This is a genomic window from Pseudogulbenkiania sp. FW507-F1, from assembly GCF_058781125.1.
Genome location: NZ_JBYSWM010000030.1, coordinates 24,988 through 42,154, shown reverse-complemented (window position 1 = coordinate 42,154; position 17,167 = coordinate 24,988). Strand labels below are relative to the sequence as shown.

The window sequence follows — 17,167 nt, the reverse complement described above, 5'->3', positions numbered from 1 at the left end:
CCCCCCCTCCCCGCCGTGGCCAAGATCCGGCGCGAAAAGCCCTCCACTGAAGCGCGGCACCATGCCGAGACCCCAGTTCCAGCGCAACCCGCTGCCACGGAGGCGGCCACCACGACGCCAGCCCCCGTAGCAGCCGACCCCGCTCCTTCGGCCAACCTCAAGCGCAGCAACCGGGTCATCGACTTCGGCGAGCTGCCGGCGGAGCTGCGCAAGGAGGTGGAGAAGAATGTGACGGTGGCCGGCGCCTCGTACTCGGCCGATAACAATGAGCGCATGGCCATCATCAATGACCGGGCGCGCCGGGCCGGCGATGAAGTCGCGGCCGGGGTGAAGCTGGAAAGTATCTTGCCAGACGGCATCATATTGAATTACAAGGGATATCGTTTCCGCACCGGCATGTATTGACAACGACAAGCCGCACACCGGACTGAGCTTCTTGATCAGTCCCCGATGCAGCAGAGGGATCGCCATGAACGCCTGTTTCACTCTTTCACCGCGCTTAGCGGTCCGCCTGGCCGTGCTGTTGCCGGCGCTCCTCCTGACAAACGGAGCGTGGGCCGACATCTATGCCTTCAAGGACGCCGACGGCACACTGCACTTCAGCAACGTGCCACAGGACAAGCGTTACGCTCTGCTCATGCGCACACCGAAGGAGGCCCCGGCCACGGCCGACAGCTCGGCGCCGGCAGGCGAGCGTTCCGTCCGCCCCGCACCGGCGATCGACCCGCAACTGCGCGCCCGCGTCGCCGGCCTGATCGATGACACCGCCCGCGCCCTGAACATGGACGCCGCACTGCTGCACGCCGTCATCGCCGTCGAGTCGGGCTACAACCCGAGCGCGGTATCCCCCAAGGGCGCCATCGGCCTGATGCAGCTGATGCCGGCGACGGCACGCCGTTATGGCGTGGCCGACCCCTATGACCCGGCGCAGAACATTCGCGGCGGAGCGCAGTACCTGCGCGACTTGATGAGCCGCTTCGACAACGACCTGAAGCTGACGCTGGCGGCCTACAATGCCGGCGAGCAAGCCGTCGCCCGCTATGGCAATACCATTCCGCCGTATAAGGAAACCCTGAATTATGTCCCTCGCGTCATGAGCGGCTTGGCTCGCAATCAACAGCAACCCTGACACGCTTTAACCGACATTCCCATCCCGAAAATGCCAGCATGAACAGTATTCCACCACCGTTTTGCCATGTTCATATTTTAAATATTTTTTTGAATTACTTATTAGAGAATACTAGCATTAAGCATGTGGCTTGCCCTCATGGCATAGGGAGAAGACCAAGTTAGACCTCCCCGCCGTCATCCCGGAATAGCACCATGCTCGCGAGCAAAGCAGAAAATCCCGCGTGTCGTTTGACGGTTTCTCGTGCGAACAAAAATAACGAAGATAGATAGCTTTGGTGGAAATTTGGCAAAAAAAGGGGATCTTGCGTGCGATTCCTTTAGGGAGGAACCGCCTTTGAGTGTTTCAAAGGAGGTGTATCGTGGGTACACATTGTTTCAAGAAGCTGCTGGGAACGCTGTTGATGGGAGCGGCCTTCTCACTAGCGGGCACGGCGCCAGCGTTGGCTGACAACCCGGCCGACAACTTCCAGCTTGATGGCGACATCCTTTCCAGCACCGGCGGCCCCGCCGGAAAACCCGACTGGTCGGATATTTTCACGGGGCTTGCCCCGAGCGCGGGAGCCACGGCCAAGTCGCCCTTGCCGGCCGGCTTCACTTCGGCCAGCTTCCTTGTCGATTTCTTTCCGGCAACCACTGCCGACAACAGCCTCTATGCCACCGGGAGTAAGGACACGCTGAACATCACCCCGGGCTGGCAGTGCAAGAAGACCAACAACGTCAACGACAAGGTGGATATCAACAACGCCTACGCCGTTGCGTACACCAAAACAGTCGGGACGTCGGACGGGAAGCCGCACCTGTTTGTCTACTTTGGCCTGGATGTGGCGTCCAACGACGGCACCAAGGACGTCGGCTTCTGGTTCCTCAAGGATCCGACCGTCAGCTGCCCCGTAGGCAACGGCACGACCAACTTTACGGGCACTCACACGGACGGCGACATCCTGATCGTTTCCGAATTCACCAACGGTGGCCGCGTTAGCACGATCAATGCCTACCGCTGGAACGGCGGGGCTAACGGCTCGCTGGGCCCGACCCCGGTGGCTTCGGGCGGTGAATGCGACGGTACCGCTTTCGACGTTTGCGCCAAGGTCAACGGGGCCGTGCTCAACGGCGACGGTAGCTCACCGGACGTGCCCTGGCTGGTGAAAACCAAACAGTCCAACCCTAGCAGCACGGCTTACGACAGCTCCAAGGACCTGGACATCGGCGAGTTCTTCGAAGGCGGCATCGACCTGACCTCGGCGGGCATCTCCGGCTGCTTCAACCGTTACCTGGCCGATACCCGTTCCTCGACGTCGCTCGGCGCGACCATCTTCGACTTTACACTGGGCAACTTCTCGAACTGCAGCATCGCCGCGTCGAAGACTTGCTCTGCCGCTACGGTGAATAGCGACTTCACCACCTTTACCAGCGGGTTCACAGTGACCATCGCCAACGACAGTGCTTCCGGCACGGTCTATGACGCCAGCTTCAAAGAGACCTACAACTTTGGGCAGACCGGCGAGACTTGCAAGATCAGCAGTGTCACTGGCACGGGTACGGCAGTGGTGGATACGTCTGTCGTCAATACCCAGCTCGAATCGGGTAACCTGGTCAAAGTGGCCAGTTCTCTGGGCCCGAACGACAGCGTGATTGTCGGGGTTTCGTGCACGGGTGCGCTGAACAGCTTCCAGGATTCGATCCATGCCGTGGCCGGTTCGTCGGCAGGCTTGAGCGATATCCAGAAAGATGCCGTCGTGAGCAGCGCCAGCGCCACCGCCTGCCAAGCCACAGTCCAGGCCGACCTGCAAATCACCAAGGTTTGCAAAGGCATGCAACTGGTTGCCGGCACCAACTCGCTGATAGCACTGAAGGCTAACGTTGAGGTAACCGTTACCAACCCGAGCACCTCCAATGAACTGGTCACCATCTCCACGCCGACGGATACCAAGGTCAGCAGCTTTACCCAGGTCGACTGCTCGACACTGGCCGCGCTGCAGACCCCAGACCTGGTGCTGTCGCCGAACGAGACGGCCTGCTTCACCGGTAGCTACAACCCGACCAACACCGATCTGGCGAACCCGCCGTCCACTGCCGCCTTCTCCGATGGAGCAAGCGTCACCGGTACGGGCAGCATCAAAGGGACGTTCACCGCCGGCCCGGCAACCGCCACCTGCTACCTCTGCGACGCAGATGTTGACGGCATCCCGGATGTCATCGACTGCCTGACCGACTCGCAGTGTGGCAAGACACCACAGTAAGCGCCTCCTCCTGAGAACCAGGAAAAACGAGGGCGATGAGTCGCAAGACTCATCGCCCTTTTTCATACCTACGACAAATCGACCTGCCGTGCCGCAAAGAGGCGGCAGCCCGAATCTTCTATCTTACTTAGTACGACCCTTGCCTTTGGTCGTGGTCGTGGTGGTCGACGAGGTGCCGATGACGTAGCTGGCCGAGCCGCTACCGCTGTAGGCCGTCGCCGCCGTGTTGGTTGCTGTCCCGGCAATGCTGTAGGTGCCCGCGACCGCCGAGGAGGACGAGGTGACGGTATAGGTGGTCGAAAACACACTACCCGGGCCGATGTTCAGGCTGGCGGCAGCCCAGGTGCCACTCCAGCCGCTGGGCACGGTCCCCTGCAGGCTGAAGGTGGAGGCGCTACAACCGCTGCTGTCGTTGTTGGTGACCGTCACGGTGTAGGTCACCGCCGTCCCCGCGAGGACGGAGGAACTCTGAGCGGGGGATATCGCCACCGAGGGATTGGCTCGAGTACATGCCGTTTTGGCAAACGTCACATCGACGCCGATGCCGGTGCCATTGGCCCAAGTGGGGGTAATGGTCACCCCGGCAGAGGCATCCGTATAGCTTTGTCCCACCACCAATGCAGGATCCGCCAGATCGGCCCCAGTAGAGGAGGAAAGGCTGCCGGGAGTCATGTCGAGGGCGAAACTGCTCGAGGCATCGCCATCCGTTCCGGTACGCACCAGAACACCACCGAAAATATTGGCCGGCTGGTAAATGCTGTTGGTGCTGAAGTAATAATCGACCCCGATCGGCTGGCGGTATTCTAGGTAATACCAGGTCTTGGCACCGCTAGTGGGATCGGTGCTCTTGAGAATCTTCAGCCCCTTGGGGTTGCCCCCACCCGCACTCTCCATAGGCTCGATCACGTAACTGCCGCTGCTTTGCACCGTGGCAATAGGTGGCGACACGTTGTAGTTCAGCCAGCCCAGTCTTTCTTTTTGGAAGGCGTTGAAGTGCCCGGTTTGCCATCCCATGAGATCGACATGGTCGCCATACTCGATGTAGCTGCAACTGTTTCCCGTGGGGCTTACATCGCAATCGAGCCCGTGCGAGTGCCACAAGCCGAGCGCATGACCGAGTTCGTGGCCAACCACATCCAGCTTCATGAAGCCATTGATGAAGGATTGGGACGGAACAGTGCCGACCGACGACAAGCCCCCCCAGGAACAACTACTGGTATTGGGAAAGACATAGACCAAGTGAGCGTAGCCGGAAAGATCGACCCCGGCGGCGCTGGCCGCCGTTTTGGCCGCTGCCGCTATGTTGTCGGTGTTGCAGGCATCCGTGCTGTTGATCGGCAGCGTGTACCAGCCGTATACGTTGCCGGCAAACCAAGTCTGCTGGTACGAGTTTTCCAGATAGAAGTTGTTGACCGTGCCACTGGCGGTACCGAAGACAAAGCTGTTCCAGTCGGCGAGCGTCCAAGGCTTATTGGTGGGCTGGTCCTGGAAATTGACCAGAAGTACCGCGGTCTTTTGTTCGCCCAGCGCGTTCAAACCGGATGCGGGGGCAGCGAGCACCTGGTAGCTGGTCGTGCCCGTCGACTCCAGCATAATGGTGTTGCCGCTCTGTGTGCCCGTGACCCGAACCTTGCTGCCCGGGGCATTTCGAGGATGGCCCTTCTTGAACTGAATCTCGTAGCGTACGCCCGCATCTGTTTTCAGGAAGTAGCGGTTATGGCTCTTCTTGTTCTTGAGATCATCTGAGTGCAGAACCTCCAGGGTACCCTGGAGTTGGACTGACTGCGCGGAGGAGGAGGCCTGAGGGCTGTTTTTCAAGCCAGCCGTAGATTGGGCAAAGCTGGGGGAGGCAAAAAAAAGCAGCGTCAGCCAGCAACACATCAGGATGTAGTGCAGGCCGACGCGCTGGCCGGATAATCCCCCTGAATGGCGAAGCATGAGATTCCTTTCTTCATTAAAGGAAACCCCACCGCAACCTGACCGGTCATTTCGCCAAGGCTATCAGGATAAAAAAATGCCCCTATCGCAATAACAATAAACCCTTTTTTGTTTTGCCATTTTTATTATCGTGATAACCATTTATTGTTTTTGGTAGCCAATAACCTGCCACGACAAGGCGCTCTTTTTTTTCGGCGCCGTCAGCGGTGAATGTTTCCTATGTTTGCTTAACATTGGCAGGCTCACTATACACCGTCAGCCACAAATGGCAATCGACTATCATGGAGCCGGCAAAAACAAGACATTTGAATGGAACAAACCACAAAAAGAACAAAAAATCATATTTTTATCACGTAAGCTCGTCACTCCCACAAAAACCAGTGATCCAATTGCTGTATTTACATATCAATTAATATGTTATTAACATAACAATTTAGTAAAAAACACTCCTGGTAAAAACCATTGAGCATTAAATAAAAATACCCCTTGGCGAACCAAGGGGTTTTCACGTGGGAAATCTGAGCAGGGTTATTGCTTGGCGACGTTCTCACCCAGCAATTGCTCGATCCGGCCGGCAGGAACAGCACCGGCGACACGGGTGCCGTTTTCAAAAATCATCGTCGGTGTACCGGTAATACGACGGGAGCGTCCGAATTCGGCCAGTTTAGCGACGGGATTGTCACACTCCCCTTTTCCTTCAGGGACTGTGCCATCCTGCATGGCGCCCAGCCAGGCTTTGGCCCGATCCGGCGCGCACCATATCTTCATGGATTTGGTGGTGGAGCCAGGATGCAGCTGTTCCAGTGGGTAGAGGAAAACGTAGAGCGTCACGTCGTCGACCTTGCGCAGCTCGGTCTCGAGTTGTTTGCAGAATGGGCAATCCGGGTCTTCAAAGACAGCCAGCTTGCGTGTCCCGTTGCCTTTCACGATCTTGATGGCTTGATCGAAAGGCAGCTTGTCGAAGGGCATTTCGGTGAGTTTCTTCAGCCGCTCTGCGGTCAGGTTCTGGCGGGTCTTGGCGTTGACCAGGCTGCCCTGGATGACGTAATTGACCCCTTCATCGGCATAGAGCACCTGCCCGCCCATAAATATCTCGTACAACCCCGAGAGCGGTTCTTTCGTTACCGACTCGGCCTTGGCTCCGGGAAAGCGCTGCTCGAATAAAGTCCTGACCGATTTTTCATCACCCCAGGCTCCATTTGCTATCCCTACCATCGCAATGACCGCGCTCAGCAATAAGTGCTTCTTCATGACCCTCTTCCCTTTTTTTCCCAAAAATACGGAACAAGTAAAACTAGATATAGTTCAAGGGGGGAAATGATGTCCAGAATTCATCGTACCAATAACCCGGCGCATCGAAAAACCCGGGGCACAAACGGGTGAGGGTTGCCGAGCGACATTGCTTTTGGCATAACGGGCGATCCAGCTGCCGTCTTTTCGCCGGTCACCACGCTCGCAATTTTCTATCACCTGCGAACAAAAAACCTCCCATCAGCAGCGTGGCTATTCACCTATATGGATGTTTATTTCCGATAGTTGCCAACATTATATTTTAAACATGACGTTGAATCTTTCGAAACCACCTCCTAATATTTACTGTGTGTCTTTCTCTTACGCTGGAGGCAAGCCTATCGGTATGTACCGCTGCACCCGCCAATAAGCCTATGCCCCATCGGTCCATTGCGCAGGACAACTTGTTCAGTGCCGAATGAGGGAATAACCCGATAAGAAGTAACATCAATAAAACATCCTGGCGATATTGTCGCTGGTCATAGGGGAATCAAGCGTGCGATTCCTTGGCAGGAACCGCCTTTGAGCAATCAGAGGAGGTAGAAAAATGGACTCCAATTGTTTCGGGAGACGCCGGAAAGCTCCCAGAACGCACTCATCCGCCACGGCGATGACGCCGGGTGGCGACAAACGACCTTTTCTAACGTTTTTCAGACTGCTACTCACTACCTTGCTTCTGGTGCTCGGTGCGAGCCCTGCGTTCGCGGCTGATCCGAGCCATGTCAATTTCACACTGGAAGGCTGCCGCAACGACGGCTCCATTACCTTCCCACCTGGAGGCCCCTTTGTTTGCCCTGATGCGGCCTATACCACGGGCAACCTTGGCAAGGGCTGGAATGAGCTGGACCTGGTTCCGCACCGCGTGACAGCGGCTGCTGGCAATTCGGCACCATCAAACCAGAGCTATACCATTGCCGTAGTGGCCGACAACCTGAGCGGAACCGCCTTGGGCTATGACGTCATTTCAGTCCCCGTGCTGAATACCGCGTTGTCTAGCGCCTCGTGTACCGCCCCCACCGTCGGTCCTCAAACGCAAATGTCCCCGGGACTGGGTGGACTTACCGCGTCGATCTATCGCCTGCTCACCATCAATCAGGCCCAGAACACGACCTGCGTGTATGACTATCATGAGCGCCTGGCACTGGGTTCCCATTTGTTCCCGGGATCGTCGCTTCACTCGAACCTCGCACTCCAGACCGGAGCATCCACTGTTGATTGCTCTGGGCTTGGTTGCCGCGATGTTTCCATCCCGGTGAAGGAAATCCTGCCGCAGAAGCTGGACAAGAACATGAGTGCGGCACAGGGTGGCGACCAGGCGTGGAGCCTGAAAAAAGAAGCCAACCCGGCGGAAGTCTCGTTCGGCGATGTTTGCGTGAAAGATGCGCCGCTTGAAAAACCGGTCACGATTACCGTGACCTGGACAAAAGTCAGCATCATTCCGGGAACGATCTCGGTGACGGCCAACATTACGGCCACCAACCCCGCATCGCGCACCATTACCGTGGCAGTAAGCGACACGATCTACCAGGGTACGACACAGTCGGTAGCACTGGACACCGCCAACCTCGGATCGTTTGACGTGCCCGCGAACTCCTCGCATGTGTTCACCCACACAGTCACGCTGCCATCCTCGGACGGCAATATCGGTGACTTCCTCAACGATGTAGCCACGGCCACGTATACCGACAAGGATACGGGTATTACCGTACCGGGAAACACCAGTGCGACGGCCAAGGCACAGATCACAGCAGGGACCATCAACAACTCGACGGTCAGCATTACCGATACCGAGTCCATTACGGGCACCGGTCTGACGTTCTCGGTAGCGACACCATCGGTTGGCAGCTTCACGGGTGGATATATTGCCGGCACTCACACGGTCGGTCCGGTAGGGTGGAGTTCGGGTGCCCAGACGGATAGCGGTTCGGTGAGCTTCAACAAGACGATCTACCTGGCAAGCCTGCAGGTCACCAGTGGCGTATTGAGTGACTCGGCCACTCTGACGGGTGACAATAATGTCACCTTGGCGACCGCCGGTCCGCTCAATGTCAATATTTCCTCGTCGGCTTCTGTTGCGCTGACAATTGACAAGGTGATCGATAACTCCAATCCAACGTTCCTGTTTGCGGGTGACAAACTTGACATTCTTTTCCATGTCACGCGAGCCAATGACAGCACGTACGGAGAAGACGTAACCATCTCGTTCACTGGAGGAGGTGCCACCGAACTGACGTCGACCCTGACAGGTCTGGTGCCAGATAACTACACCGTGGTGGAACAATCGGCGACGTTCACGCCGGCTGGCTCCAATACCGGCCAAGTCATCGGCCTATCGGATCCATCGGGTACAACGAAGACCAAGGACCTCACATTGCCCAACTGCTCGGGTACAGTTAAGTACAATGATCAGCTACTGGCTGGCCCGGCATCCGCACAGGTTCAGAAAATAACCGATCCGCTATTGCAGTCTGGCGATCCGGATTTCACCTGGACCTTCACCCTGCAAGGGCCGGGACTTCCGCCAGCCGGAATCCAAGCTACGGCCAATGCCGGCGCGGGCTATGTGGACATTGGTGGTGCCCTGCAAGAAGGCACGTTCACCATGACGGAAACGCTGAAGAGCGGTTGGCAGTTGGATAGTGCGACACCGAATGACGGTGCCACCACCACCATCTGCAGCTTCGCGGTGAATTACCCAGCTGACGCAGGCAAGCTGTTCCAGTGCTCGTTCCACAACACCAAGCTTGGCAAAGCAACCGTTGTCAAGACGCAGAGTGGCGCGGCGCTGACAGGCACGGAGTCGTTTGACTTCCAGTTGAGACAGGGAGCCAGCACGACGCAAGCCGGGACTACGCTGGAAACGGCCACCGCCAATGCCGCCAATAATGGCACGTTCACCTTCAGCACCCTGCTGGTTCCGGGTACGCACTACCAGCTTTGCGAAGCGGTACTGCCGGGATGGCAGACCTCGCTGAGCAGCGCCTATACGGTGTTCAACCCGGATGGTGATAACAGCGTGCTGTGCACCGACTTTACGGTAGCGGCAGGTGAAACCAAGTCGTTCGCGGTAGACAACACGCCGCCTCCGGGAGGTAACGCTCGGACCATCGGCTTCTGGAAAAACTGGACAGCCTCCTCTTGCAAGCAAAGCAACGGGAAACAAGCTCCGGTACTTGACCAGACCCTGGCCTTGGCAACGCCTCCGGGCGAACAGGTTGGTACCCTGTACCTGGATGGTTCCAGCACTGATGTTTGCTATGCAGTCTTGCTGCTCAACAAGTCCGACATCTTGACGGGCAAGAAGATGGCAAGCAATCCGCTGTACGGTTTGGCAGCCCAGCTTCTGGCCGCTGAACTGAACGTCACGGCAGGTGCGGCGATTTGCCCGGCAGTGAGCTCTGCCATTACTCAGGCGAACGCCCTGCTAGTGAAGTACGGCTTTAATGGCACCGGCTCGTACAGCAACCTGACCAAGGCGGATGCAACCACCGCCAACAATCTGGCCTCCAAGCTGGACGCTTACAACAACAACCTGCCAAGTGCTTGCCAATAAGGGATGGCAGCTTTGGCACCTTACGAAAGCCCGGCTTCGGCCGGGCTTTTTCACGACTAGCCGTTTTCTTGCCCCCATCACCCGACATCACATCCGGCTTGCCGAGCATGAGCGGCACGCTGGGGACAGCGACCGAAAGAAAAAAGCCCGGCTTGCGCCGGGCCTTCTAATCAACCTTGCTATGCCCATGATCGGCTTGGCAGGTTGCCCCCTTGTTCGTCTAGCGGCTGATCTGGATCGATACCATGGCAGAGGCGGTGCTGCTGCTGTCGCTGATGGTATAGCTGAAACTGTCGCTGCCCTTGTATTTGCCGTTGGGCGAGTACGTCACGGTGCCGTCGGCATTGATGACTGCTTTCCCATGTGCGGCAGCACCGACGGCGGTGACCGTCAGTTTCTTGCCGGCCGGATCTGAATCATTGGCCAGCACGGGAATATTCACCGGCAAGGCTACTTTGGTTGTCGCACTGTCATTCACCGCCACCGGCGGCTGGGTGGTAGTAGTCGAGCTTGTCGCGAGTGCGTAGGTTGCTGAAGCCGATGCCTTATAGCTGGTGGCGGAGCCATTGGTGGCCGTCGAGCTCACCCCGTAGTAACCGGTCGTGGCGGTCGAGGGCGACGTCACCACGACCGAGGTGCTGCCGCTGCCCCCGGGAGCCAAGCTCAATACCGAGCTAGTGGAACTTGCCGACCAGCCGGACGGAACCACCGAGCTCAAGTTGAACTGAGAGCTGGGGCAAGCACTTGAGTCCGTATTGGTGACGCTCAAGGTATACGTTACCGCCGTGCCCGGAGTTACCGTGGGACTTTGCCCGGGAGACAGGCTGACAGTCGGGTTGGCGTGGGTACAGGTCGGCGTCGATACCGTTTGGCCTGCCAGGCTCACACTCACACTGGCGCCAGTGGAACTCACCGACTGGACGGTGACGGTGATGCCGGCCGTGCTGTCGGTAAAGCTTTGGCCCGCCGTCAAGGCCGGGTCAATCCAGTCGTTGGTCGAACTGTTCGGCGTCATGTCGAGCAGGTAACTGCTGTTGCCATCGCCATCGGCCCCCGTATGGACCAGCACACCGCTGACCACATTGGGATAGCTGGAGAGATAGGTATCTTGCCCCAGCGCCTGCCTGAGTTCGACGTAATACCATGTCTTGTATCCCGTAGTCGGATCGGTGCTTTTCAGAATCTTCAGCGCCTTGGCGCCGGTGGTACTGGTTTCATATGGTTCAATCGCATAGGTGCCGGAGCTGCTCACCGTCGTGATTGTCGGCGAGGTGCCGTAGTTCAACCAGCCAAGCCGTTCCTTCTGAAAGGCATTGTAGTGGGCGGTCCCGGCCGGAGCCCCCATCACATCGAACGGGTCTCCATATTCACTGCTAGTGCAACTGCTGCCGATACTGGTCGCGCCACACTCCATAGAGTGGGAATGATACAGGCCAAGATTGTGGCCCATTTCGTGGGTTACCGCCGTTGTGGCCAAACGGCCATTCAACCACGCATCGGAAGGAGAGCCACCGACCGTCCCCATGCCGCTCCAGCCACAGGTACTGTTGTAGGGGAAGATGTAAACGAAGCGGGTGTACGGGGAGAGATCGATCCCCGCATTGGCCGCGGCGGTATTAGCCGCAGTGGCAATATTGTAGTAACTGCAGGTTTGCGTCATCGGCAGGGTGAGCCAACCGTACACGCTCCCCGTCAGCCAAGTCTGTTGGCTGGAGTTTTCTTTGAAATAGTTGTTGGCCGAGCCGAATACCGTGCTGTTGACCTGGGTCGTGGTAAATGGCTGAGTGGTATTGTCAGTGAAATTGACCAGCAGCACTGCCGTGTTCTGTGCACCAACCGCGTTGGGCGCGGGCATCGCAAGGACCTGATAGGAACTGGTGCTGGAATCAAGCGCCAGTACGTTACCACTTTGCATCCCTCTCACCTTGATTCTGGTGCCGGTCAGATGGGACGGGGCATGCTTCTTGAATTTCAGCTCAAAACGCTTGCCGTCGTTGGTGCGCAGGTAACGTTTGAAGGAGCTGGTTTTGTCGAGGTTATCCCAGTGGATCACTTCGAGCACACCTTCGCGTTCGACGGCCGAACCGGTTGTTGCAGCAACCTGATTTTGAGAGGTGGTGTTGGTTGATTGGGCAAGGCTTGGGCCAGAAGCCAGCAGCGCCAGGCCCAACAGCAGTCCCGGCATGACGCGGGTAAACAAGCCCCTTTGGCCGCAGTTCGCGGCGGCAGTTCCAAACATGAGGTTCCTTTCTCATTGTCTGGGAAACTCACCTGCCAACCCGACCCGAATGCGAACAAGACGAACCCGCCCTTTCCTGTACAGGAACGTGACCCCCTTTGGCCCCCCTGAGGAAATGACTGAGCAGCGATCGCTTCTTGCTGCGGCCACACCTTATTTATTGCCTTGGCTCCTGTTTTTATAAAGAGAGCCTGGTGTGCGCCAAAACGCTATCAGTCAAGTCATTGCGAATGCCCTGGAACCGGACATCGCCAGTGATTTTTCCCTGATTTCTAATAGATCAGGCCCTCACTATACACACCAAAACCGGGTTGCCGAGGCCGTTTCCCGGCCTCGCCGCCAGATAAAACGGACTCACTATGCCTTTGTTTTAATTAAGAATATGTCATTAACGAAATAAGATAAAACACGGCCAGTTACGGCAAAACTATGGGGTATTTACAACGCTCGCCAAATGGTTCGAAACCGGAGGGAAGATGATGATGAGCTAGGCCGATGAACGGCTGGCGCGAGGGCGGCGGTGCACGGCAATACGGTCTGGAAGCCTTGAATTCACTGCACGGCGGGCGCCTGGGTCTGATCGTCCGCCGCGTCCTCGCTGTCCTGCGCATCGGATGTCGACGGGGTATTTTGGCTGCCGTTGGCAGTGCCTGGCTGCACCAACTGGTAGCTGAATTGCCAGCGGGAATAGCGCTGGGCGCCCTTGAAGGCGGCATCCGGCGCCGCGAAGTTGTCCACCTTGATCGGGGTGCCGCGCGCCAGGCTGTAGACCCCGGCGATGCCTTCGTCCGGCGCCTTGAGCAGCCCCCATTCCTGCTTGCCGGTCATCGGGTCGAAGTAGATCTTGCGCAGATAGCGCTGGGTGGTGGGATAGCGCTTGTCCAGCAGCAGGTCGTCGAGGGTGCGCGGGTAGCGCTTCACCCCGCCGGGAGAGCGCTCGTAATACTGGCGGATGGCTTCGCGGAACTGGTGGCCGACGAACAGCAACTGCTGCTCTTTCTGGCGCCGGATCACGGTGGACCAGACCTCGCCGGTGGCGGCCAGCAAGGCCCCCATGATGGCGACCAGCATCAGCACGCCCAGGTAGGTGAAACCCGACTGGTACCGGCCTGCCGTCCCCCCTCCCCTGGCCCGGGAACCGTTCTTCGGCCAACCTTGCGTCATGCTGTTGCGCCTCGCCATGACTACCACTCGCTATACGCCGTGCCGTCCTGCCCCTTGCCGGGGGCACCGCTCTTCACGTCGTACACCGCGCCCTTGGACGGATCGTCCGGGGGCACCACCACCCAGGTCGTCGGGCTGTCGGTGAACGGGTCTTTGGGCAGGTTGCGCAGGTATTTGCTGGACACCAGCTCGTCGAGGGTATCGGGGTACTTGGCGCGGTCGCCGTAGTACTTGTCGATAGCTTCGCGCAGGGTGGTCAGGTCGCTGTGCAGCACCGCCTCCTTGGAGCGCTCCAGGCTGCTCAGGTAGCGCGGCACGGCAATGGTCAGCAGCAGGGCGATGATGCTCATCACCACCATCAATTCGATCAGAGTGAAGCCGCGTCGATAATGCCGGCGCCCACCGCATCGCTTGTCCTGTTTCATCCCATGCACCCAGCTTGTCGATGGCGCGGTGTCAGCCAGGGCTGGCGCCGCACCGCAGAGTTTGTCGTCCACCCGGTCGCTCCCCGCGCACCGGCCCGACGTCCTTGCCCGAGCGGCGGCGGCTCGGAGGGGTCGCGTCACCACTGCCGGTAGGGAATGCCGTTCAGCCCGCGCGCCTCCGTCTTCGAGTAGACATCGTAGACATCGTCGCCCTCTTCCGGCGCGTCGGCGGGGCTGGCGTAACTGCGCTTGCCCCAGGTATCGGCGGCGGCGACCAGGGCATCGTCGCGGGCCATCGGGTCGCGCGGAATGCGGCGCAGGAAGTAGAACATTTTCTTCTTGTCGGGGTCCTTGGGGTCGGGCACCCCCTCCACCAGGATCTCCAGCGTCTTCGGGTAGCCGGACTCGTCGGCCGCCTTGGGGATACGCCCCTCGTCCACCGCCTTCTTGTAGGCGTCGATGGCCTCCCGAATCTGGGTCAGGGCCAGACGCAGTTCCTGCTCTTTCTCGCGCTGTACCGCGAGTTCGGCCATCGGCACGGCGACGCTGGCCAGCAGGGCGACGATGGCGACCGTCACCATCATCTCGATCAGCGTGAACCCGCCGCTGCCGAGACGAGTGCGGCGCGATGGCTGGATCGGTGTCACCTCATCGCCCTCCTCCGCCCGCCACGCTTACTTGGCCGGTGCGGCCGGGGCCGCTGGCTGGCTGGGCGGCGCCGATTGATACGGCACGATGCCGGGTATCGGCACCATGGCCGGCGCGCTCGGCGCCGTCGGAGCCGGAGCGGCCGGCGCAGCCGGGGCTTCAGCCGGTACGCCCGGAACCACGGGAGATGGTGCGCTCGTGGGTGCTCCCCCCCCCACTACCGCCCCCATGCCGCCGATGCTGCTTTCGGTACCGGCGCGGAATTCCGAAATCTGCCGGTCGGGCAGGTCCAGGTTATGCACGATATGCGGGGTAATCAGCAGCACGATTTCGGACTTGGAACGGGTGTCGTTGTTGCTGGAGAACAGGCGCCCCACGATGGGGAGATCGCCCAGCCCCGGAATCTTGGTGATGGAGCGGCGGTCCTCGTCCTGGATCAGCCCGGCCAGCACCTGGGTTTCGCCATCGCGCAGGCGCAGCGTGGTATCAGCGGCGCGCGAGCCGATCTGATAGGCGGTGCTGGTGCCAAAGTCCACCTGCTTGACGATGCTGCTGACTTCCAGCCCGACGTCGATGGTCACGTCGTCGTCCAGGCCGATGCTCGGTTTCACCTCCAGTTTGACCCCGACATCGAGATAGGACACCGACTGCGCGATACCGGCGTTGACCACGGCGGTACTGGTGAACACCGGCACCTTGTCGCCGATGTGGATCTTGGCCTTTTCATGGTTCTTGACGCGGATGCGCGGGTTGGCCAGCACGTTGGCGTCGGTATCCTGGGCCTGCAAGTGGAGCACCAGGGCCGGGTTGGCGATGAACGTGGTCAGGCCGAGCGGATTGTTGCGCAGGTTGATCACCCCGCTGGCCACCGTCGCCGCCACCCCCGGCGTGACGATCGGCGTGACGGCACCGGTCGTCGGGTTGGTCACGGTGCCGGTCTGCGTGCTGGTGCCGCCGTTCAACAGGCCATACCCCACCTGGCTCGGCCAATCGATCCCCAGGCTCTGCAGACGCGCCCGGTTGACCTCGACCACCTCGACATCCAGGATCGCCTCCGGCTCGGCCAGGTCCTGCGAGGCGATCAGCCGTTCGGCCACCTTGACCGCCTCCGGCGTGTCGCGCATCACCACCAGGTTGCGCTTGTCGTCGACGAACACGTCGCGCGTCTTGAGCAGGGCGCGAATCAGGTTGGCGGTGTCCTTGGCCTCGGCGTTGGCGAGATAGAAATTCTTGATCACCAGCTCCTGGTAATCCTTCTGCTTCGCCGGATTGTTGGGGTACACCATGATGGTGTTGTCGTTGAGGACGCGCCGGTCGAGCTGATTGGTCACCAAGAGCAGCTGGATGGCGTCCTCGATGGTGCTGTTGCGCACGAAGATGGTGGCCTTGAGATCGGGCCGCACGTCCTTGTCGAACACGAAGTTGATGCCGGAGGTGCGCGAAATCACCTCGAACACCGCCTTCAGCGCCGCATCGCGGAACTCCAGCGTGATCGGCCGCGACAGCGCCGACTTGAGCTGCGGGCTGGCCAGCGTGTCGCGCGGCTTCGCCTCGTTGAGCTTGCGCTGCAGAATCCTGGCCTCGCGGTGGCGCGGATTGTCGGCCAGCACCTGCCCCACCAGCGCCATGGCCTGATCCACCGCCCCCTTCTGCTGCAGGGCCCGGGCGTCGTCCAGCAGCTTGCTGTGGCGACGGTCCATGGCCAGGCTGTCCAGCCCGGAGTTGGCGCGCTGGTTATATGGGTCGATCTTGAGGATGCGGCGATAGCCGGCCTCGGCCTCGTCGAAGTTGCCGTTCAGCTGCGCCGTCACCGCCTGCGCCAGCCACTGGTTGACGGTACGCTCGCGCTGGCTGAACAGGTAGGCCTTGTATTCGGCATTGGTGGGGGATTCCTTGACCGCCTGCTCCAGCTGGGCGAAACCTTCTTCCACCTTGCCTTCGGCCAACATCCGCTTGCCTTCGACGAAGGACTTGTTGCTGGCGCACCCGGCCAGGACAGACAGGGCGACCAGCATGAGAAAGAGTAAGCGTTTCAATTTGCTCCCCCTATTTCCAGGGATTGCTGCATGCTCAGCGGCAGGAAAGTGAACGTCATCGTCGGTGGCGCGATGTTGTCCACCCGGTAAACCCCGTCGACGACGTCCCCCGTTTTCAGTGCCAGGTTACGATCCCCCTGCGTCACGAACACCGTGACCTGATTGCCGTCGATCACCTTGCCCAGATAGCTGAACGGCAAGGGCGGTGGCGCGGGCGGCGCCGGCTTGGGCGGCGGCGGCGGCACGAACCAGGTCTGGCGGGCAAAGATATTCTTCACCTCCTTGTCCTCGCCCTCCGCGCCCGCGCTGCGCTGCAGCGTGTCGATGCTCATGGCCAGCAGCACCGGCGCCTGATCCTGCGGCTTGGCGCCGGCATGGCTGCGCGGCTCGACCCCGACCACCGCGCGGGAGCCCTCGTCGCCGCCATCCGGCCACACGGCCAGCAGCAGGGTGAGCGCCAGCGCCCCGCCCAGCAATGCCCAGCGTTGTCGTTGCGACAGCAT

Annotated in this window: 12 protein-coding genes; 4 read left to right on the top strand and 8 right to left on the bottom strand. The window is 59.5% G+C overall.

Translation table 11 applies throughout. The features are described 5' to 3' along the window. From AC3WG5_RS16250 to AC3WG5_RS16240, 3 genes are all read left to right on the top strand, one after another. The coding region (locus tag AC3WG5_RS16250) for a general secretion pathway protein GspB (protein WP_492569596.1) at window positions 1–405 on the top strand (405 nt) is incomplete at its 5' end. Window positions 406–469: 64 nt separating this feature from the next. Continuing rightward, window positions 470–1,129 (top strand): lytic transglycosylase domain-containing protein, encoded by a 660-nt coding sequence (locus tag AC3WG5_RS16245; RefSeq protein WP_492569595.1) that lies wholly within the window; start codon window positions 470–472, stop codon window positions 1,127–1,129. Between the two features lie 361 nt (window positions 1,130–1,490). After that, on the top strand, window positions 1,491–3,371 hold the full coding sequence (locus AC3WG5_RS16240; RefSeq protein ID WP_492569593.1) for a hypothetical protein: 1,881 nt from the start codon (window positions 1,491–1,493) through the stop codon (window positions 3,369–3,371). A gap of 123 nt (window positions 3,372–3,494) precedes the next feature. Here AC3WG5_RS16240 and AC3WG5_RS16235 read toward each other — a convergent pair whose 3' ends face one another. Further along, the gene (locus tag AC3WG5_RS16235; protein WP_492569592.1) at window positions 3,495–5,309 is read right to left on the bottom strand and encodes an NEW3 domain-containing protein; all 1,815 of its coding nucleotides are present in this window, start codon (window positions 5,307–5,309) and stop codon (window positions 3,495–3,497) included. 528 nt (window positions 5,310–5,837) lie between these two features. Next, window positions 5,838–6,560 carry a DsbC family protein gene (locus AC3WG5_RS16230; protein ID WP_492569590.1) on the bottom strand — a complete coding sequence of 241 codons (723 nt, stop codon included), beginning with the start codon at window positions 6,558–6,560 and terminating at the stop codon, window positions 5,838–5,840. Window positions 6,561–7,278: 718 nt separating this feature from the next. Between AC3WG5_RS16230 and AC3WG5_RS16225 the strand changes: the two genes are divergently transcribed. Further along, window positions 7,279–10,152, top strand: coding sequence for a hypothetical protein (locus tag AC3WG5_RS16225; protein WP_492569598.1), 2,874 nt, complete (start codon window positions 7,279–7,281; stop codon window positions 10,150–10,152). A gap of 220 nt (window positions 10,153–10,372) precedes the next feature. Here the strand turns inward: AC3WG5_RS16225 and AC3WG5_RS16220 are convergent, their stop codons facing one another. The 6 genes from AC3WG5_RS16220 to AC3WG5_RS16195 form a co-directional block, all read right to left on the bottom strand. After that, window positions 10,373–12,391, bottom strand: a complete 2,019-nt coding sequence (locus AC3WG5_RS16220; RefSeq protein WP_482584313.1) for an Ig-like domain-containing protein — start codon at window positions 12,389–12,391, stop codon at window positions 10,373–10,375. A gap of 552 nt (window positions 12,392–12,943) precedes the next feature. Continuing rightward, a complete protein-coding gene (locus AC3WG5_RS16215; RefSeq protein WP_492569588.1) occupies window positions 12,944–13,555 on the bottom strand; it encodes a type II secretion system protein in 612 nt (203 codons plus the stop codon). A gap of 20 nt (window positions 13,556–13,575) precedes the next feature. Next, window positions 13,576–13,980 carry a type II secretion system protein gene (locus tag AC3WG5_RS16210; RefSeq protein ID WP_492569586.1) on the bottom strand — a complete coding sequence of 135 codons (405 nt, stop codon included), beginning with the start codon at window positions 13,978–13,980 and terminating at the stop codon, window positions 13,576–13,578. Window positions 13,981–14,117: 137 nt separating this feature from the next. Next, window positions 14,118–14,627, bottom strand: a complete 510-nt coding sequence (locus AC3WG5_RS16205) for a prepilin-type N-terminal cleavage/methylation domain-containing protein (RefSeq protein WP_482584310.1) — start codon at window positions 14,625–14,627, stop codon at window positions 14,118–14,120. Between the two features lie 27 nt (window positions 14,628–14,654). Then, window positions 14,655–16,664 (bottom strand): secretin GspD/PilQ domain-containing protein, encoded by a 2,010-nt coding sequence (locus tag AC3WG5_RS16200; protein ID WP_492569584.1) that lies wholly within the window; start codon window positions 16,662–16,664, stop codon window positions 14,655–14,657. After that, a complete protein-coding gene (locus tag AC3WG5_RS16195) occupies window positions 16,661–17,167 on the bottom strand; it encodes a hypothetical protein (RefSeq protein WP_232503482.1) in 507 nt (168 codons plus the stop codon). The genes AC3WG5_RS16200 and AC3WG5_RS16195 overlap by 4 nt, the downstream gene beginning before the upstream one ends.